The following is a 16,687-nucleotide window of genomic DNA, read 5'->3' as shown; positions in this document are numbered from 1 at the left end:
TCAGGACGACAACGATGCATGTCAACAAGTCCGAGATCATCGCGGTCCTGCGGTCCAGAGGGATGCATGACAGGGCAGACTGGGTCGACCGCGCGCTCCCCCGAGTCGTCGACACGCGCAAGCACAGCTCCCTGCTACGGATGCTCGGCGTCGAACCCGGCATCGACATCGGCGCCGACGCCAGCCGCTGATCACACGCCGGTGTAGCCACGGTGATCCGGGGTAAAGTGGGGCTTAGTTGCTCCAGACCCCGGCGACGTGTCAGTACGTCGATCGCCGGGGAGGGTTCCGTGAGCGCCATCGATACCGCCGTCACACGAGTACGTCCACGCAGCGACTACGCCGCCCTGCTGGCCGAGATACGGCGAGCCGGCCTGCTGGACCGGCGCCCCGTCTACTACACCGCGAAGACCGTCGCCAGCGCCGTACTGCTGGTCGGGGCATGGACGTTCTTCGTACTGCTCGGCGACTCATGGTGGCAGCTGGCCACCGCCGCCTGCCTGGCCGTCGCGTTCGCTCAGTTCGGTTTCCTCACCCATGACGCCGGGCATCGCCAGATTTTCCGGTCCAGGCGTGCCAACCATCTGATCGGGATCATTACCGGCAACCTGACCATCGGCCTCGCGTTCGGCTGGTGGGTGGACAAGCATCACCGCCACCACGCCCATCCCAACCAGGAAGGGCTCGACCCCGACATCGGCGGCAACAACCTCGCCTACACCAGCTCGCAGGTGCGCGGCCGGCGAGGGCTGGGCCGCTTCCTCGCCCGCCACCAGGGCGCCCTGTTCTTCCCGATGCTCATGCTGCTGGCGGTCGACCTGCGGGTGTCCAGCGGGAAGGCGCTGGCCCGACCCGACTACCGCCGCCGGGTACCCGAGACGCTGCTGTTCGGCCTGCACATCGCGGCCTACCTGACCGTCGTGCTCCTGGTGCTCTCGCCCCTTCAGGCCCTGGCCTTCGTCGCGGTGCACCAGGGACTTCTCGGCCTCTACCTCGGGTCGGTGTTCGCACCGAACCACAAGGGCATGCCGATCCTGTCCAGGGCCGACGACAGCGACTTCCTGCGCCGGCAGGTCCTGACATCCCGCAACGTGCATGGGGGGCGCTTCACCGATCTGCTCCTCGGTGGCCTCAACTACCAGATCGAGCACCACCTGTTTCCGAGCATGCCCCGCCCGTCGCTGCGCCGCGCGCAGCCCATCGTCCGCGCGTTCTGCGACAGCCACAACCTGCCGTACGCACAGACCAGCCTGCTCGACTCCTACCGTCAGGCCCTGCGACATCTCAAAGTCGTGGGCCGCGGCGGTGACCCGGTGACGGAGACGCCCAGCTGAGGCCGACATCGCCGCCGCGTCGTCGCTACCGGACACCGGGTGACTGGTCGACGGGCACCACGGCTGATGATCGGTCAATCGGACCGAACGGGTGTACGATGAAGGTATTCCGGACTCGACGACATCCCACCTTGAGGTGCCCGCCACACCGGCCTTTCCCCGTTAGGGGATGTCATGTCCAACGATCTGGACCGCGCCCGAAACGCGACCGCTGAGCCGACCGCTCCGGCCCGCCCCGCCCCCATAGCTACATCGCCGGCGGGTCGCGTGCCGCGCACGCGCACCAGCACGGCATGGTTCGGTATCTGTATCGCCGCGCTGCTGTTCGTGGTGCTGATCGTTTTCATGCTCCAGAACACGGCCAGCGTCGAGGTCAGCTTCCTGTGGATGCACGGCAGCCTGCCGCTGGCGCTGGCCCTGCTGGTCGCCGCCGTCGGCGCAGCGCTCCTGACCATGGTGATCGGCGCCGCCCGCATCACCCAGCTGCGCCGCCTGTCCCGCCGTCAGCGCCAGTAACCGGCGCCCCGGACATTCGGCGCACCCCCAGGCAACCGCACCCCCAACCAGCCCGTCGCCGGTCCAGACCGGCGACGGGCGGCAGGAGCACACCATGAAACTCACGACCGCCGCCGAACGCATGACGATCGTCTCCCTGACGCCGCCGTCGACCCCGAGGCTGCGGATGGAGTCCACGGGCTCGCGCCGCACCTTGCTGGACGGCGCGTGGTGGCCCCGCTCGACCGACCCGGTCGCGGAGCTGCCCGGCCTGATCCTGGCCATCGACGGGCTCCGGAGCCCCGTTACCCGCCTCGTTCTCGCCACCGCCGGCTGGGACAGCCACCCGCACCGCCTCGGCGTGGATGGCCGCGTCCTGCGGCTGGGCTACTTCATCAGCCAACCCACCAGCCTGTTGACCGCGATCTGCGTCAACAACGACCGCGTCGACCTGCTCGTCATCCCACCCCACACCGCCACCGGCACCGCCGATGCGGCGATGGTGCTGGCCGCCACCACCAACAACCAGATCCACGCCCAACACATCCTCCTGGCCGTCAGCACACCAACCCCACGCCCGGTCGGCGGCGCAGCCGAAGACGCCTGGGAGACCGAAGGCGGCCGCTACGGTTCCGGCGGGTTCTAAACCCTGGTTACCGGGGGCTGCGCGGGTTGGCACACGCTCCGTCTCGCGCCGGCCCGCGGGGCCGGCGCGGCGGTCAGCCCAATCACCCAGCTCAGTTTTCCCCATGTGACCGTGCCGCTTGGCTTCGACGCCAAGCGGTACCAACGGGCACGCTTGACTCGCCGGGCTACTCCGCCGCCGCCTCGTCTGCGACGAGTACCTCGGTGGTCAGGAACAGTGCGGCGATCGAGGCGGCGTTCTGCAGCGCGGAGCGGGTGACCTTGGCCGGTTCGACGATGCCCGCTTTGATCATGTCGACGTACTCGCCTGTGGCGGCGTCCAGGCCGTGACCCACCGGGAGTGAGTTGACCTTGTCGGCGACGACGCCGCCTTCGAGGCCGGCGTTGACGGCGATCTGCCGCAGTGGCGCGGTGAGCGCGACCCGCACGATGTTCGCGCCGGTGGCCTCGTCGCCGGTCAGGTCGAGCTTGTCGAAGGCGCTGGCCGCGGCGTTAGCTAGTGCCACTCCGCCACCGGGTAGCAAACCCTCTTCGATGGCGGCCTTGGCGTTGCGTACGGCGTCTTCGATGCGGTGCTTGCGTTCCTTGAGCTCGACCTCGGTGGCCGCGCCGACCTTGATCACCGCGACACCGCCGGCCAGCTTGGCCAGCCGCTCCTGGAGCTTCTCCCGGTCGTAGTCGGAGTCGCTGTTGTCGATCTCGGCGCGGAGTTGGGCGACCCGGCCGGCGATCTGCTCGGCGTTACCGGCCCCGTCGACGATGGTCGTCTCGTCCCTGGTGACGATGACCCTGCCGGCCCGGCCCAGCACGTCGAGTCCGGCCTTGTCCAGGGTGAGGCCCATGGCCTCGGTGACGACCTGGGCGCCCGTGAGGGTCGCGAGGTCGGCCAGCATCGCCGTACGTCGATCTCCGAAGCCAGGTGCCTTGACAGCCAGCGACGAGAACGTGCCACGGACCTTGTTGACGACCAGGGCCGCGAGGGCGTCACCTTCGACGTCCTCGGCGATGATCACCAGCGGCTTGCCCGCCTGCATGACCTTCTCCAGGATGGGCAGCAGGTCGTTCAGGTTCGAGATCCTGTTCTCGACGATCAGCAGGTACGGGTCGTCGAGAACGGCCTCCATCCGCTCCGTGTCGGTGACGAAGTACGGCGAGATGTAGCCCTTGTCGAAGCGCATGCCCTCGGTCAGTTCGAGTTCGAGGCCGAAGGTGTTGCTCTCCTCGACGGTGATGACGCCTTCCTCACCGACCTTGTCCATCGCCTCGGCGACGACCTCGCCGACCATCGGATCGGCGGCGGAGATCGACGCGGTGGCTGCGATCTGCTCCCTCGTCTCCACGTCCCGGGCCTGGCTTCTCAGCGCCTCGACCACGGCGGCCACGGCGGCTTCGATGCCGCGCTTGAGCGCGATCGGGTTGGCGCCGGCGCCGACGTTGCGCAGCCCCTGCCGCACGAGCGCCTGCGCCAGGACGGTGGCGGTGGTGGTGCCGTCGCCGGCAACGTCGTCGGTCTTCTTGGCGACTTCCTTGACCAGTTCGGCGCCGAGCTTCTCGTACGGGTCGTCGAGTTCGATATCCTTGGCGATGCTGACACCGTCGTTGGTGATCGTGGGCGCACCCCACTTGGCATCCAGCACGACGTTGCGGCCCTTCGGGCCCAGCGTCACCTTCACCGTGTCGGCCACGATGCTCATGCCGCGTTCCAGGCCACGGCGGGCCTCGTCGCCAAATACGATCAACTTGGCCATCTGCGTCGTCCTTTTTTCGTAGTGCCGAACGCGGCACTGATCGGACCGACCTGCGATGACCGCGACAAACGGTCCCCCTCCGGGGGCTCATCCCATTCGGTTGGCACTCACACAGGGCGAGTGCTAGCCACAGTCCAACATCTGTCCACCCAAAACACAAGTGCACGCAGCCGAAGGCGCGGCGGGCCGGATGGCCCGCCGCGCCTGGTACGCGTAGCGGCTTGGCTCAGGTGTATTCGCCGGTGCTGATGCTGATCCAGGAGGACCACGATGTGCAGTCCCAGTTCGGCGCGCTCGCGCCGTCGCGGGCGCACGAGGCGGACGTGGCTGGAAGGCCGCCGACGACAAGCGTGGCGGCGGCGAGTACGGTTCCCAAACGGGTTGCGAGTCTCACGACGTCTCCTCAACAGAGCGGGCCCGGCCGATGAATTCTCGTCCCGGCGCCGCACGACGAACGCTCGCGGAAGCGACTCTTGAGGCAATCTTGAACCTGAAAGACGACGCGGCCGTCCACAATGGCCGGCCGCGTCGTCAGGCCGGAGTCAGGAAGCGGGGACCGTGGTCGGGGTGCCGACGACCGCCGGGGCGATCACCAGCTTGTCGATGTCCGGGGCCCATCCGGACGGGTTGCCGAAGACCAGCGAACCGTCCGAAGTGGTCAGCGTCACCGGGATGGTGCGCTCCAGGAAGCTGTTCCACGCGTACGTGTACCGGAAGTAGGCGTATCCGCTACCGCCACCCGTCTCCGTCACGTCGAGCCGGCGGTCGACGACCTGTGGGTTGTAGTCGTGCCGGCCGCTGAGCTCCGCGTTGGCGTACGTGACGGCGATGTCGTAGTCGCCCGGCTTGTCGTAGCCGGCCGCGCGCGGCACCTCGAAGGTGTTCGCGGCACCGTTGCCGACGGATCCGAGCCCCTTGAGACCGGACGCGTTGCTGCCGGAGCCATCGGCGTACGTGGTGACCGCCGCCGCGCCGTGCCGGATGGTGTCTTCCGCCTGGATGGTGACCGCGGCGCTGTCGGCGTCCGGGGTGCGGGTCGTCGTGAGCTGCTGAAGCAGGATGCCGTTCTTCGAGCGCACCTCGACCTCGTTGATGCCCTGGCTCAGGTGGGCGCGCACGGTGGAGCGCCAGGCACCCGCCCGCCGCGGCTTGAACGTGGCGACCTCCCGGCCGTTGACCGACACCGTGGCGTCGGTGGCGGCGACGCTGCGGTAGTCCAGCGCCAGGTCGTGGTAGCCGGACTCCCACGCCTGCACGTACGCGTCGGCGCGGTCCTTCCTGCCCTGGATCGAGGCGTACCCGCGGGCGGCCGGCACGTCATAGGTGACGCGGGCGCCGCCGGTGTACCGCAGGGTGGAAGCGGGGTACACGGTGGGCTCGCCGTCGGTGACGTCGGTGAGCAGGAACTTGTCGAGGGTGATGTCGGAGTTCGGCAGCAATGTCGCACCGTCCAGGCTGGACCGCAGCGACACGGTGTGCTGGCCGGCGGTCAGCGGGATGGTGACCTCGACGCTGCCCCGGTACTGCCACTTCTGGTACGACGTGAGGGCAAGGTCGGCGGTGTACTGGATGATCGTCGGGTTGGCGCCGTCGACGAAGAGCGCGTGCCGTCCCGGGGTGCCGGGCGTCCCGCCGATCACCTGGAAGCGGTACCGGCCGTCGCGCGGCACGGTGACGGTCCAGTCGGCCTTCGACGTGGGCTTGTTGAACGAGCCGACATCGTGGCTGCCCGAGGCGAGGAACTTCCAGCCGCCTCCCGCCAGTGGGTCCTGGAAGTACACGGTGGCGTCGGTGAGCGCGGTGTTCTCCGCCTCGACGCTGGACGTCCATACCGGACCGGCCGTGACGGCACGGTCCTGCGAGGGCGTGACGAGCACCTGGTACGCGGCGTACCGGTCGTAGGTGGGCACGTCGAGGGTGATCGACCGCTTGGTGAGGGCCACCCCGTCGAGCGCCTTGACGACGCGCGGCGCTCCGGAGACGCCCTCCGCCCCGGAGATGGTGATCTCGCGGACCTCGATGTCGACGACGTCATCGAAGACCCAGCGCGGGAGGCCGGACAGCTTCAGCGACACCGGCTTGCTGCCGCCGCCGTACAGGACGGTGGCGCGCTTGTTGCGGGTGTCGATCGCCCCGATGCCCTGGAGGGTGTCGACGCTGTTGAGCGCCGGCGGCGTGACCGCGACGGTCTTGCTGCCTTCCAGGTCGCCGTACCACTTGTACATCCACCAGCCGGCGTTGGCGGCGTTGGCGCGGGCGCTGTTGTCGTTGAAGTTGCCGGCGTAGTTCCAGTAGGCGGTCTGCCCGTCGATCTTCAGGTCTTCCATGATGGACAGCCACTGGATGAGCTGCCCGGGGGTGCCCATGTCGCGTAGCATCCCGAACTCGGTGACGTTGACGTGGATCGGGCCGATCCCAAGGTCCCTTTCGAGCTGGCGGTACGCGGCGTAGTTGGCGCGGAACGTGCTCAGGTTGTCGATGCCCAGCTCGTGCCAGATGAACACGTCGGGCAGCACGTTGTTGGCCTTGGCGTACGTGAGGATGTCTGCGGAGCGGCCCGGCTGCCAGCGGGTGTCGCCGGGGCCGCCGATGCGCGCGTGGCCGAGGCCGTGCCGCGCGTACACCTCCTGGATCTTGTCGTACGTGGCCTTCCAGTCGGCGAGGAACGTGTCCTTCAGCGTGCTCCAGTTGTTGTACCAGTTGCCGCCGTCCGGCTCGTTGAACGGGATGAACACGTAGTCGGTGGGCCGGGACGAGCGGGTGGCGACCGCCTCGGTGACGAACTCGACGACCTCCAGGTAGTCCCAGATCCCGTTGGGCGTCGACGTGTAGGTGCCGTCGGCCTGGTTGTACGTGCGGTCGTCGCCGGGGCGCCTGCCACCGTTGTACGACCAGTCCGGGTAGTAGTCCTGGACGTAGATGTACATGTCCTTGCCGTGCTTGGCGAAGAAGCCGTCTTCCACTTTGAGCGAGTCGCCGCTGGGGTGCTGCGTGCCGTACGGCGCCTTCTGGGAGGTGTTGGTGATGTGGGCGCCGTTGATGAGCGCCTGGGTGGGGGCTCCGTCGTCGCCGAACCCGTAGAGGGTGCCCGTCGCGCCGCCCCGGAAGTCTCCGGTGGTCTGCCCGAAGTCGACGCTCAACACGTCGGTGGTCTCATCAGCGGCCGCCGGCATGGATAACGTGCCTCCCACGAGCATGATGACGGCGCAGGTCGCCGTCAGCTTGGCAATCCGGTGCATCAAGTCTCCCTACTACTTCACAGCGCCGCTCGTGATACCAGAGATGATCTTGCGCTGGGCGACCGCGAACACGGCGATCAGCGGGAGGCTCATCAGGATCACGTAGGCGAAGATGAGGTGCCAGTTGTTGAGGTACAGGCCGGCGCTCGCGACCCGGAACAGGTTCAGCGGCAGGGTGTCGATCCGCCCGCCGATGACGAAGAACGCGTAGAACACGTCGTTCCACACGTACAGGCAGATGAGGATGGTGGCGGTTGCGAGCACCGGCCGCAGCATCGGCAGTACCACCTTGCGAAACACGGTCAGCGGGCCGGCGCCATCGATCTGCGCGGCCTCCTCCAGCGACTCCGGGATCGTCCGGACGAAGCCGGTGACGAAGAAGATGACCGTCGACATGTAGATTCCCATGTAGACGCCGATCATCCCGATCGCGGTGCCCGCCAGGCCGAGCTGGCGCAGCAGGAGCACCACGGTGACCACCGCCGGCGGCAGCACGATTCCGCTGATGCCCAGGGCGTACAGCACCGCGCTGAGGCGGGTGGCGCGCCGGGCCAGCACCCACGACGCCAGGCTGCCGAAGGCCAGCACCCCGAACACGGTGGGCACGACGACGAGCAGGCTGCCGAAGAACGCGGCGGGCACCTCGCCCTCCGTCCACACCTGGTGGAAGTTGTCCCACAGGTGCCACTCGGACGGCAGCGACAGGTTGGGGCTCAGGGCCTCGCCCCGCGACTTTCCGGCGGTCACCACGACGAGCCACAGTGGAATCCCGATGATGCTGGCCACCAGGAGGATCGCGACGACCGGTTGCAGCCGCCGCCAGATCTGGGCATCGCTGTTCACAGCACCGCCTCCCGCCTGCGCAGCACGTAGATCACTGGGAACGCCATCAGCGCGACCAGCAGGAACAGCACCAGGCTCATCGTGGTGGCCTGGGCGAACAGCCCTTGGCCGAAGGTGCGGTAGATGAAGATGTTCAGGATCTCCGTGGTGCGGGCCGGACCGCCGCCGGTGGTGGCCTGCACGACGTCGAATCCGTTCATCGAGCCCAGCAGCGCGGTGGCGACGTTGAACGTGACCGCCGGCGCCAGCAGCGGCGACCGGATCTTCCAGAACGTGCGCCACCGCGAGGCGCCGTCGATGCGGGCCGCCTCGATGATGTCTTCCGGGATCGTCTTGAGGCCCGCCAGGTAGATCAGCATCGACAGGCCCATCCACTTCCACGCGTGGATGACCGCGACCACCACGATCGTCCAGGTCGTGTCGCCCAGCCAGGCGTACGTGAACGGGTGCCCGGCGACCGCCTCGACGAGCTGGTTGAGGCTGCCCTCCGGCTTGAGCAGCGCCTGGAAGATGTATCCGACCGCGAGCGCCGACATCAACACGGGGATGAGGAAGAAGACCCGCGCGATCCGGTTGAGCCGGGTGTCCCGCTCCAGCAGCACGGCGAGACCGAACCCGAACAGGTTCTGGAAGACCGCCACCAGCACCGCGTACACGACGGTGATGCGCAGCGCCCGCCACAGCGTGCCGCTCGACGCCAGATCCTCGAAGTTCTCCAAGCCCACCGGGTTGATCTCGGCCTTGAAGCCGGACCAGTCGGTGAAGGCGTAGATGAAGTTGAACAGCGTCGGCAGGAAGAAGAACACCAGCAGGATCGCCAGCGCCGGTCCCAGAAACCACATCGGGTGGGTCTGGCGGTTGATCCTGCCGGTCGGGCGGCGCCCGGTCCGGGCCGCCGACGGGGTCGGCGGTCCGGACCGGTCCAGTGCCGGCGTGGTCTCTACTGTGGACATGTCAGAATCCGGGTGCCCCGGCCGCCTTGGCGAGCTGGTTGAACTGGTCCTGGGTCGCCGTGGCCACCTGCTCCGGCGTCATAGTGCCGGTGATCATGTCGGCCAGGTTGATGTACAGGTCGGGGTTGGCGACCGCGAGCGCCTGCATCGAGCCCACCGCGGTCGGCAGCGAGGCGTGCACGTCCAGCAGCGCCTTCGGCACGCTCGGCGGGTTCGGAACGGCGGTCTGGAGCGAGACGGTGTTGCGGTCGGCGATGAAGTCGGCGTAGCCGGGGCCCATCCAGTACGCCATCAGCTGGCGCGCCGCGGCCTCGCGCTTCGCGTCGCCGGTCTTGAACGCGACCAGAGCGTTGCTCTGGTCCGGGATGAACGTGCCGACGTTGCCGGACGGCGAGATCGGAAAGAAGCCGATCTTGGAGTCGAGGGTGGCGGTGTCGGCCTTGGCCTGGAGCTGGCCGAAGAACGAGTTGACCTGTACCACCATGGCGGTCTGGCCGGCGAGCAGCGCCGCGCCCTGGTCCTCGAACTTGGCCGTCTTGATGTTGGAGTTGAACAGCCCTTCGTCGATCAGCGCCTTGTACTTCTTGATCGCGTCGAGGATGGTCGGGTCGGTGAACTTCTCCTCACCGGAGTTGACCCTCTCCCAGAGCCCGGCCTTCGCGGCGTCGGCGAGCATGACCTGGATCCACCACTGGGTGCCCCAGCGGTCGGCGGCCATCTCGTAGAACGGCGTCACGCCCTTGCCCTTGAGCTGGCGTCCAACCTGGACCATCTCGTCGAAGTTCTTCGGTGTCGCCGTGATGCCGTTGGCGGCGAAGACCTCCTTGTTGTAGTAGACGCCCTCGACGGCCGGGCTGGTGATCAGCGCGGCGTATCGGGTGCCGTCCAGGATCCCGGTGATGTCCTTCAGGTCCGGCGACAGCTTCGACAGCCACGGCGCTTCGTCGAGCGTCTGGAGGTTCGTCTTGGCGTTGATGGCGGTCAGCATCGACGCGGTCGGCTGCCAGAACGCCAGGTCGGGCTTGTCGCCGGTGGCCACCTTCGTCTGGATGCCCTGCTCGTACGGGTCTGGGATGGTGACGACCTCGACCTGGGCGCCGGTCGCCTGCTGGAACCCGGCGATCACCTTGCTCGGCACGGTGTTGCTGTTCTGCGCCGCCCAGATCGTCAGCTTGACGCCGTCGAGCTTCGCGGTCGGGTCGGCCCAGGTGGCGGGGGTGTCGGAAGAGGTCTCCGCGGCGGGGTCGCTGCACGCCGCGAGACCGAGCGTGAGCGCCGCCGCACAGGCGAGGCTGATCCATCTCTTCATCGCGTTGGTCCTTCTGCGGGTCGGGGAACAATCCGGAAAACGCGCGCGGCAGCGGGCTCCGCGCCGGTGGGTGTCACGGTCAGCGAGCCGCTTTCCGGAGTCCAGGTGAGGCTCCAGGCGGGCAGCTCCCGCGGGTAGTGGACTTCGATGTCGACGTCCCGGCCCGAAAGGTGCGGCAGGGACAGGGTCGGGGGCGCTGCGTTCTTCGCAGGCGTTGTGGCGCCCCCGCGCCGCCACAACGCCAGGTAGGTGGTCTCGCCGGCGCGCAGCGCCAGGCTCAGCCACGGGTCGTCCCAGCCGGGCAGGCCGAGCGGCCACAGCGGCACCGTCGCCGCCAGGTCGGCGCGCAGCTCCTTGTAGGCGCGCACGCCTGCGCGCACGGACTCCAGTTGTGTGTCGTCCATGCGGTCCAGGCGACCGGACAGGTACAGCCGGCCGAGCAGGCCGGTGACCATGCTGTACGCGAGCTGCTCTTCGGACATGTCCGGCTGCGGGTACGCCCAGCTGGCTGACTGCTCAGGCAGCACGGACATCGGGGCGGCGGCGGCGACCGGCGGGTAACGCAGGAAGTCCTGCTGGTCGCTTGTGGACTGGAGCTGCAGCCGCGACAGCATCGCGTAGTCCATGCGCATGGCACCGGAGGCGCAGTTCTCCAGGGTCACGTCCGGGTGCCGGTCGAGTAGACGATCCAGCCATGCCAGATGGGCCCGGTTGTGTTCGAGCAGGCCGTCGCCGGCGCTGTCGGCCAGCAGGTCGGTGCCGGCCCCCGGGTCGATGTTGTAGTCGAGCTTGAAGTAGCCGACGCCGAGCTGCTCGACCAGCCGGTCGACCACCTCGTCCAGGTGGGCCACCGCGCGCGGGTGGCGCAGGTCGAGGTGGTACCGGTCGTGCTCGACCAACCGCACCCCGCCCCGCGACAGGAACGCCTCTTCCGGCAACTTGTCGGCCATCGGGCTGCGTACGCCGACCACCTCGGGCTCCAGCCACAGGCCGGGCACCATGCCGCGTTCACGGATGTGGGTCAGCACCTCCTCGATCCCGCGCGGGAAGCGGGTCTGCGACGGCTGCCACTCGCCGACGCTGTCCCACCAGTGGGCGCCGTTGTCGTACCAGCCGGCGTCGATGACGAACACCTCCGCGCCGGCGTCCGCCGCGGCGTCGATCAGCGGCAGCAGCTTCGCCGTCGTCGGGTCGCCCATGAGCGTGTTCATGTAGTCGTTGAAAACCACGGGCAGCGCGGTCCGGTCACGGTGCGGGCGCACCAGCGCGCGGCGGTGGGCGGTCAGCGCCGCGACCGCGCCGTCGAGCCCGTCGGAGACGGCCACCGACGCGGGTACCGTCGTGAAGCTCTCGCCCGGCGCGAGGCGGTGCTGCCACTGGTGGTCGAGGTCGGTGGGGCCGAGCAACGAAACGTAGGCGCCGTCGCGCCGCTCCCCCACCTCCCACCGCCAGGCGCCGTTGTGCTCGACCTGCCACATCCAGGCTGGCCCGTCCCCGCGGTGCACGAGACCGCCGGTGGGTAGGTGCACTCCGGTGGACCAGGTGCCCTTGCTGACCACGGCGAGCCGGCCGCGCCCGTCCTGGCCGTGCAGGGGCAGGTTGAGATCGGGCACGCCGTCGCGCAGCGGCCGCCTCGTCCACCGGCCCTCGCCGAGCCACTCGCTGTCGCCGCGTACCAGGTCGAGTTCGTCCACCGGGTACCCGATCAGGCCGGCGGCGAACGACGTCACACCGAGCAGCAGCACCGGCGTGCCGCCCTCGTTCGTGACACGCGTGCGCACCTGGACGGCGCTGACGCCCTCGGCGGACCGGAATACGGCCTCGGCCGTGAGGCCGGTCCGCTCGTCGCGCAGGTCGATGCGCAGCTCCCGCCACCGGCCGTCGTGGGTCTGCGCGCTGCCGGCGTACACCAGGCGGCGGCCGATGGCGGTCTCGGAGAAGCGGTGCGAGGCCCGGCCCCGGCCCTCGCCCGGGACCAGCACCTCGACGAGCGGCTGGGTCGCGCGGGCCCACTGCTGGCGAGCCCGGTGCTGGCCGCCGCCGGCCGTCAGAGTCCGCACGGCCACCGGGCCGTCGGGGGACACGTCGACGACGAGCTTGAGCGCCGAGTGACCCCACACGAGGCTGGTGACGGTGTCCATGCTTGCCCTGTACCTCCATCGATGTGACCGGTCACATGCCGTTTCCTGTGAAGGAGTGTGAGCGATCACATAGGTGGACGGGAAGGGCTCGTTACCGTTTCGTTACCGGCGGATGTCTGGCGGCGGCGCGGTCGACTCGCGCACCACCAGCCGGGGCGGCGCGAGGTCCGACGCGGACCAGGACTCCCCTGTCACCGCGACCAGGCACGCCCGTCCCAGGGCCACGAAGTCCATCCGCACCGTGGTGAGGGCAGGCGTCCAGTACGCGGCGCCGGGCACGTCGTCGAAGCCCACCACGCTCACCTCGCCCGGCACGTCGCGGCCCGCCTCGTACAGCGCCCGGCGCACCGCGAGCGCGGTGTCGTCGTTGCCGCACAGGATCGCCGTGACCTGCGGATCTGCGGCCAGCCGCTGCCCTGCCAGGTAGGCCGAGCGAGGGTCCCAGCCGCCCGGCACCACCGCCGGCACCACCGCCCCGGCGGCTTCGAGCACGTCCCGCCAGCCGGCCTGCCGCGCGCTGGTGCCGGTCTCGGACGGGATCGCGACGTGGTGCACGGTGCGGTGCCCCAGTTCGAGCAGGTGCCGGGTCGCGTCCGCGGCCGCTTGGCGCTCGTCCAGAAAGATCATCATGCGTGCCGAATCTGCGAGCCCGCCCGCTTCGGTCGCGGCCACCGCCGGCAGGTCCGCCGGCAGCGCCCGGAGCACCCCGGCACCGGCCGAGTCGAACGCCACCACGATCACGCTGCCCGCGCTCGGGTCGGTCACGTACTCGACCGCGTGCCGCACGTCGTCCGGCCGGTCCGACTCGACCACCCGCACGCCCACCGCCAGCCCCCTGAGCCGGGCGGCCTCCTCGATGCCCTGCAGCGTCGACGCGTATCCGTAGAGCGTCGTGTCGGCGGTCACCACCGTGACCGCGTTCGCCCGCCCCAGACCCAGCGCCCGCGCCGCCCTGTTCGGCCGGTACTCCAGCCGGCCGATGACGTCGAGCACCTGCCGCCGCGTCTCGGGGCTGACGTTCGGCGAGTCGTTGAGCACCCGGGAGACCGTCTGGTAGGACACCCCCGCGGCGGCCGCCACATCGCGGATGCTGGGCGGCGAACCGCCTCGTCGCCGGTCCGGCCGTTCGGAAGAAGATCGCACCACAGCACACATCGTGGGCGTTCGCGGTGCTGGGGTCAAAGACGACGTCCGGGTAGCTCTCACGACGGACCCGACAATCCCGCCTGGGGGTGATGCGCCGGGCCGATCGGCGTTCGACGATGCGAAGCATGTCGAACTTTCCCCGAGTACTCCGGACAGCCGCGACAGCATTAGCCCTCGCCGTGGCTGCGACGGCCCTGCCCGCGTCCGCGTCGGCGGACACCGACAACCGCGCGCTGCGCCGGGCGCTGGCCGCCGTGCACGCCGCCGGCGCGCCCGGCGCGTTCGCCGAGGTGCGCGACGGCGGCCGCACCTGGACCGGCGCCACTGGTATCGCCAACCTGACCAACGCCGCACCGACCCGCCCGCACATGCGCCACCGGGTCGGCAGCATCACCAAGACGTTCGTGGCGACGACGATCCTGCAGCTCGTCGGCGAACGCCGCCTCGGGCTCGACGACCCGGTCGGCACTCTCCTGCCCGACCTGGTGACCGGCGAGGTCGGCCAGCGGGTCACCGTGCGGATGCTGCTCAACCACACCAGCGGCATCGGTAACTACACCAACGAGCTGTTCAACTCGCTGGCCGCGGTGGAGAGCGCGCGGACCACCACGTACGCGCCTGAGGAGCTCGTCGCGATCGCACTGGCCATGCCGCGCACCAACGAGCCCGGCGCCGCGTACTCGTACTCCAACAGCAACTACATCCTCGCCGGGCTGATCATCCAGCGGCTCACCGGCAACGACCCAGCCGCCGAGATCACCCGGCGCATCCTGCGGCCACTGCGGCTCACCGACACGTACTTCCCGGGCACGGACCCGACGATCCGCGGCCCGCACGCCGGGGCGTACTTCGCGTCGTTCGGCGTCCGCGACGTCAGCACGTTCAACATGTCGTGGGCTGGGATGGCCGGTGAGCTGATCTCCACCACCGAAGACCTGAACGACTTCTACCGGGCGCTGTTCGGCGGCAGGGTGTTGTCACCGGCGCTGCTCACGCAGATGCGCACCACGGTGCCGTTCGACCCGGCCGCGCCCGAGGCCGGCGGCTACGGGCTCGGTGTGTACTCGGTCGCCACGCCGTGCGGGCCGCTCTGGGGCCACGACGGCGGCGTCATCGGTCACATCACGATGTCGCTGCACCTGCCCGACCTGGGGCGCCAGGCGACGTACGCGCAGAACTTCAGCCACTACCAGATCACGGAGGAACTGCACCCGATCGACGCGGCGAGCCAGAGCTTCCTGCTGGGCGCCCTGTGCCCCGAGGTCGCCACGGCCCGCTCCACCACACCGCTACGACTTCCGACCGTCGACGCCCTACCCATCCCACAGTCGTCGGATCCTGCATAGTGCAGGGGTGAGCACGACACTCGGTGCCGATGTGGTCGGCGCCGCCGGCCAGGTTCTCGACGACGCGACGGTGCGGGCGTTCGTGCGGGACCGGCTGGCCGGCGCCGACCTCGACGGCCGCAACGTGTGCGTGGTCGTGCCCGACGCCACCCGCAGCTGCCCGCTGCCGCTGCTGCTCGGCGCGGTGCACGAGACGCTCACGGGTCGGGCCGCCGCGGTGACGGTGCTCGTGGCGCTCGGCACCCACGCGGCGATGAGCGACGCGCGGCTGCGCGACCACCTCGGCGGCCCGTACCCCGGGTTCGAGGTGCGCAACCACGAATGGTGGCGCCCTGAGGAGCTGGTGTCGCTCGGCACCATCGGCGCGGACCGGGTCGCCGAGCTGTCCGGCGGCCGGATGCGCGAGCCGGTCGACGTGGCGCTCAACCGGGCCGTCGTGGAGCACGACGTGTGCCTGCTGGTCGGGCCGGTGTTCCCCCACGAGGTGGTCGGGTTCTCCGGGGGCAACAAGTACCTGTTTCCCGGCGTCGCCGGTCAGGAGATCATCGACTTCTCGCACTGGCTGGGCGCGCTGATCACCAGTGTCGACATCATCGGCACCCGCGGCACCACGCCGGTGCGCGCGCTTATCGACGAGGCAGCGGCGCTCGTGCCCAGCCGGCGGCTGGCGCTGTGCCTGGTCGTCCAGTCCGGCGCCAACACCCTGCACGCCGCGTCGTTCGGCCCACCGGAGGCGGCGTGGGCGGCGTGCGCCGAGGTGTCCGCGCGCACGCACGTGCGGTACCTGGACGCCCCGGTGCGCCGGGTGCTGTCGATCGTGCCCGCCAAGTACCAGGACATGTGGACCGGCGCGAAGGGCTTCTACAAGGTGGAGCCGGTCGTCGCCGACGGCGGCCAGGTCATCCTGTACGCGCCGCACATCACCACGTTCTCCGAGACGCACCCGGAGATCGAGCGGATCGGGTACCACTGCCGCGACTACTTCCTCGGCGAGTGGGACGCGTACCGGCACCACCACTGGGGTGTGCTCGCGCACTCGACGCACCTGCGCGGCGCGGGCACCTGGTCGCCGGAGCACGGCGAGCGGCCGCGGGTGACGGTCACGCTCGCGACCGGCATCCCCGAGCCGGTGGTCCGGGCGGCCAACCTCGACTACCTCGATCCGGCTGCCGTCGACCTCTCCGCGTACGCCGCCGACCCGGAAACGCTCGTCGTGGCGGACGCTGGCGAGATCCTCTACCGCCTGCGCTAGCCCCGCGCCGTGTCCCGGCGGCTCCCGCCGCCCTCCTTCCGCCGTCGCCACCCTCCTCCCGCCGACCGCCGCCCCTCCTTCCGCCGTCGCCGCCCTCCTTCCGCCGATCAAGGACAAACGCACGTGGTTCGATCTCAAAACGACGTGCGTTCGCCCTTGATCGATGAAGATCTCCTGAGACGAAACTCGGCCCAGCCACGTGTGCGGCAGCGTCCCGGCGGAGCCGGGACTTCGGG

The 16,687-nt window shown here is 69.5% G+C and carries 14 protein-coding genes; 6 read left to right on the top strand and 8 right to left on the bottom strand.

Features of this window, described 5'->3' with window-relative positions:
- Positions 1 to 14: 14 nt before the first annotated feature.
- The 4 genes from V6V89_RS26295 (at position 15) to V6V89_RS26280 (ending at position 2,475) form a co-directional block, all read left to right on the top strand.
- Positions 15 to 191 carry a hypothetical protein gene (locus V6V89_RS26295; protein ID WP_334622030.1) on the top strand — a complete coding sequence of 59 codons (177 nt, stop codon included), beginning with the start codon at positions 15 to 17 and terminating at the stop codon, positions 189 to 191.
- Positions 192 to 299: 108 nt separating this feature from the next.
- Positions 300 to 1,334: a fatty acid desaturase family protein gene (locus V6V89_RS26290; protein WP_442935219.1), complete on the top strand. Its 1,035-nt coding sequence runs from the start codon at positions 300 to 302 to the stop codon at positions 1,332 to 1,334.
- Between the two features lie 174 nt (positions 1,335 to 1,508).
- Entirely contained in the window at positions 1,509 to 1,850 is a 342-nt protein-coding gene (locus V6V89_RS26285) for a lipopolysaccharide assembly protein LapA domain-containing protein (RefSeq protein ID WP_334622028.1), read from the top strand.
- Positions 1,851 to 1,944: 94 nt separating this feature from the next.
- Positions 1,945 to 2,475 (top strand): DUF5994 family protein, encoded by a 531-nt coding sequence (locus V6V89_RS26280; protein WP_334622027.1) that lies wholly within the window; start codon positions 1,945 to 1,947, stop codon positions 2,473 to 2,475.
- Positions 2,476 to 2,641: 166 nt separating this feature from the next.
- Here the strand turns inward: V6V89_RS26280 and groL are convergent, their stop codons facing one another.
- From groL to V6V89_RS26240, 8 genes are all read right to left on the bottom strand, one after another.
- Positions 2,642 to 4,222 carry a chaperonin GroEL gene (groL, locus tag V6V89_RS26275; protein WP_334622026.1) on the bottom strand — a complete coding sequence of 527 codons (1,581 nt, stop codon included), beginning with the start codon at positions 4,220 to 4,222 and terminating at the stop codon, positions 2,642 to 2,644.
- 226 nt (positions 4,223 to 4,448) lie between these two features.
- Positions 4,449 to 4,616, bottom strand: a complete 168-nt coding sequence (locus tag V6V89_RS26270) for a hypothetical protein (protein WP_334622025.1) — start codon at positions 4,614 to 4,616, stop codon at positions 4,449 to 4,451.
- A 148-nt stretch (positions 4,617 to 4,764) separates the two neighbouring features.
- Positions 4,765 to 7,461 carry a hypothetical protein gene (locus tag V6V89_RS26265; RefSeq protein WP_334622024.1) on the bottom strand — a complete coding sequence of 899 codons (2,697 nt, stop codon included), beginning with the start codon at positions 7,459 to 7,461 and terminating at the stop codon, positions 4,765 to 4,767.
- Positions 7,462 to 7,473: 12 nt separating this feature from the next.
- Positions 7,474 to 8,304, bottom strand: coding sequence for a carbohydrate ABC transporter permease (locus tag V6V89_RS26260; RefSeq protein ID WP_334622022.1), 831 nt, complete (start codon positions 8,302 to 8,304; stop codon positions 7,474 to 7,476).
- Positions 8,301 to 9,257, bottom strand: a complete 957-nt coding sequence (locus V6V89_RS26255) for a carbohydrate ABC transporter permease (protein ID WP_334622021.1) — start codon at positions 9,255 to 9,257, stop codon at positions 8,301 to 8,303. The genes V6V89_RS26260 and V6V89_RS26255 overlap by 4 nt, the downstream gene beginning before the upstream one ends.
- Position 9,258: 1 nt before the next feature.
- The gene (locus tag V6V89_RS26250; protein WP_334622020.1) at positions 9,259 to 10,566 is read right to left on the bottom strand and encodes an ABC transporter substrate-binding protein; all 1,308 of its coding nucleotides are present in this window, start codon (positions 10,564 to 10,566) and stop codon (positions 9,259 to 9,261) included.
- Positions 10,563 to 12,707 (bottom strand): glycoside hydrolase family 36 protein, encoded by a 2,145-nt coding sequence (locus V6V89_RS26245; protein WP_334622019.1) that lies wholly within the window; start codon positions 12,705 to 12,707, stop codon positions 10,563 to 10,565. Before V6V89_RS26245 ends, V6V89_RS26250 begins: the two co-directional genes overlap by 4 nt.
- 102 nt (positions 12,708 to 12,809) lie before the next feature.
- A complete protein-coding gene (locus V6V89_RS26240) occupies positions 12,810 to 13,787 on the bottom strand; it encodes a LacI family DNA-binding transcriptional regulator (protein ID WP_334622018.1) in 978 nt (325 codons plus the stop codon).
- A gap of 299 nt (positions 13,788 to 14,086) precedes the next feature.
- On the opposite strand from V6V89_RS26240, the gene V6V89_RS26235 reads away from it, so the two are divergent.
- Together V6V89_RS26235 and V6V89_RS26230 are read left to right on the top strand one after the other, a co-directional pair.
- The gene (locus V6V89_RS26235) at positions 14,087 to 15,199 is read left to right on the top strand and encodes a serine hydrolase domain-containing protein (protein WP_334622074.1); all 1,113 of its coding nucleotides are present in this window, start codon (positions 14,087 to 14,089) and stop codon (positions 15,197 to 15,199) included.
- A 7-nt stretch (positions 15,200 to 15,206) separates the two neighbouring features.
- Complete coding sequence (locus tag V6V89_RS26230; RefSeq protein WP_334622017.1) at positions 15,207 to 16,451, top strand: lactate racemase domain-containing protein; 1,245 nt, start codon at positions 15,207 to 15,209, stop codon at positions 16,449 to 16,451.
- The last annotated feature ends 236 nt before the right edge of the window (positions 16,452 to 16,687 follow it).

The organism is Micromonospora sp. CPCC 206061, assembly GCF_036906915.1.
In the GTDB taxonomy this organism is placed as follows: Bacteria; Actinomycetota; Actinomycetes; order Mycobacteriales; family Micromonosporaceae; genus Phytohabitans.
The sequence above is the reverse complement of the archived record's forward strand: the minus strand, read 5'-3'. Positions and strand labels throughout refer to the sequence as shown.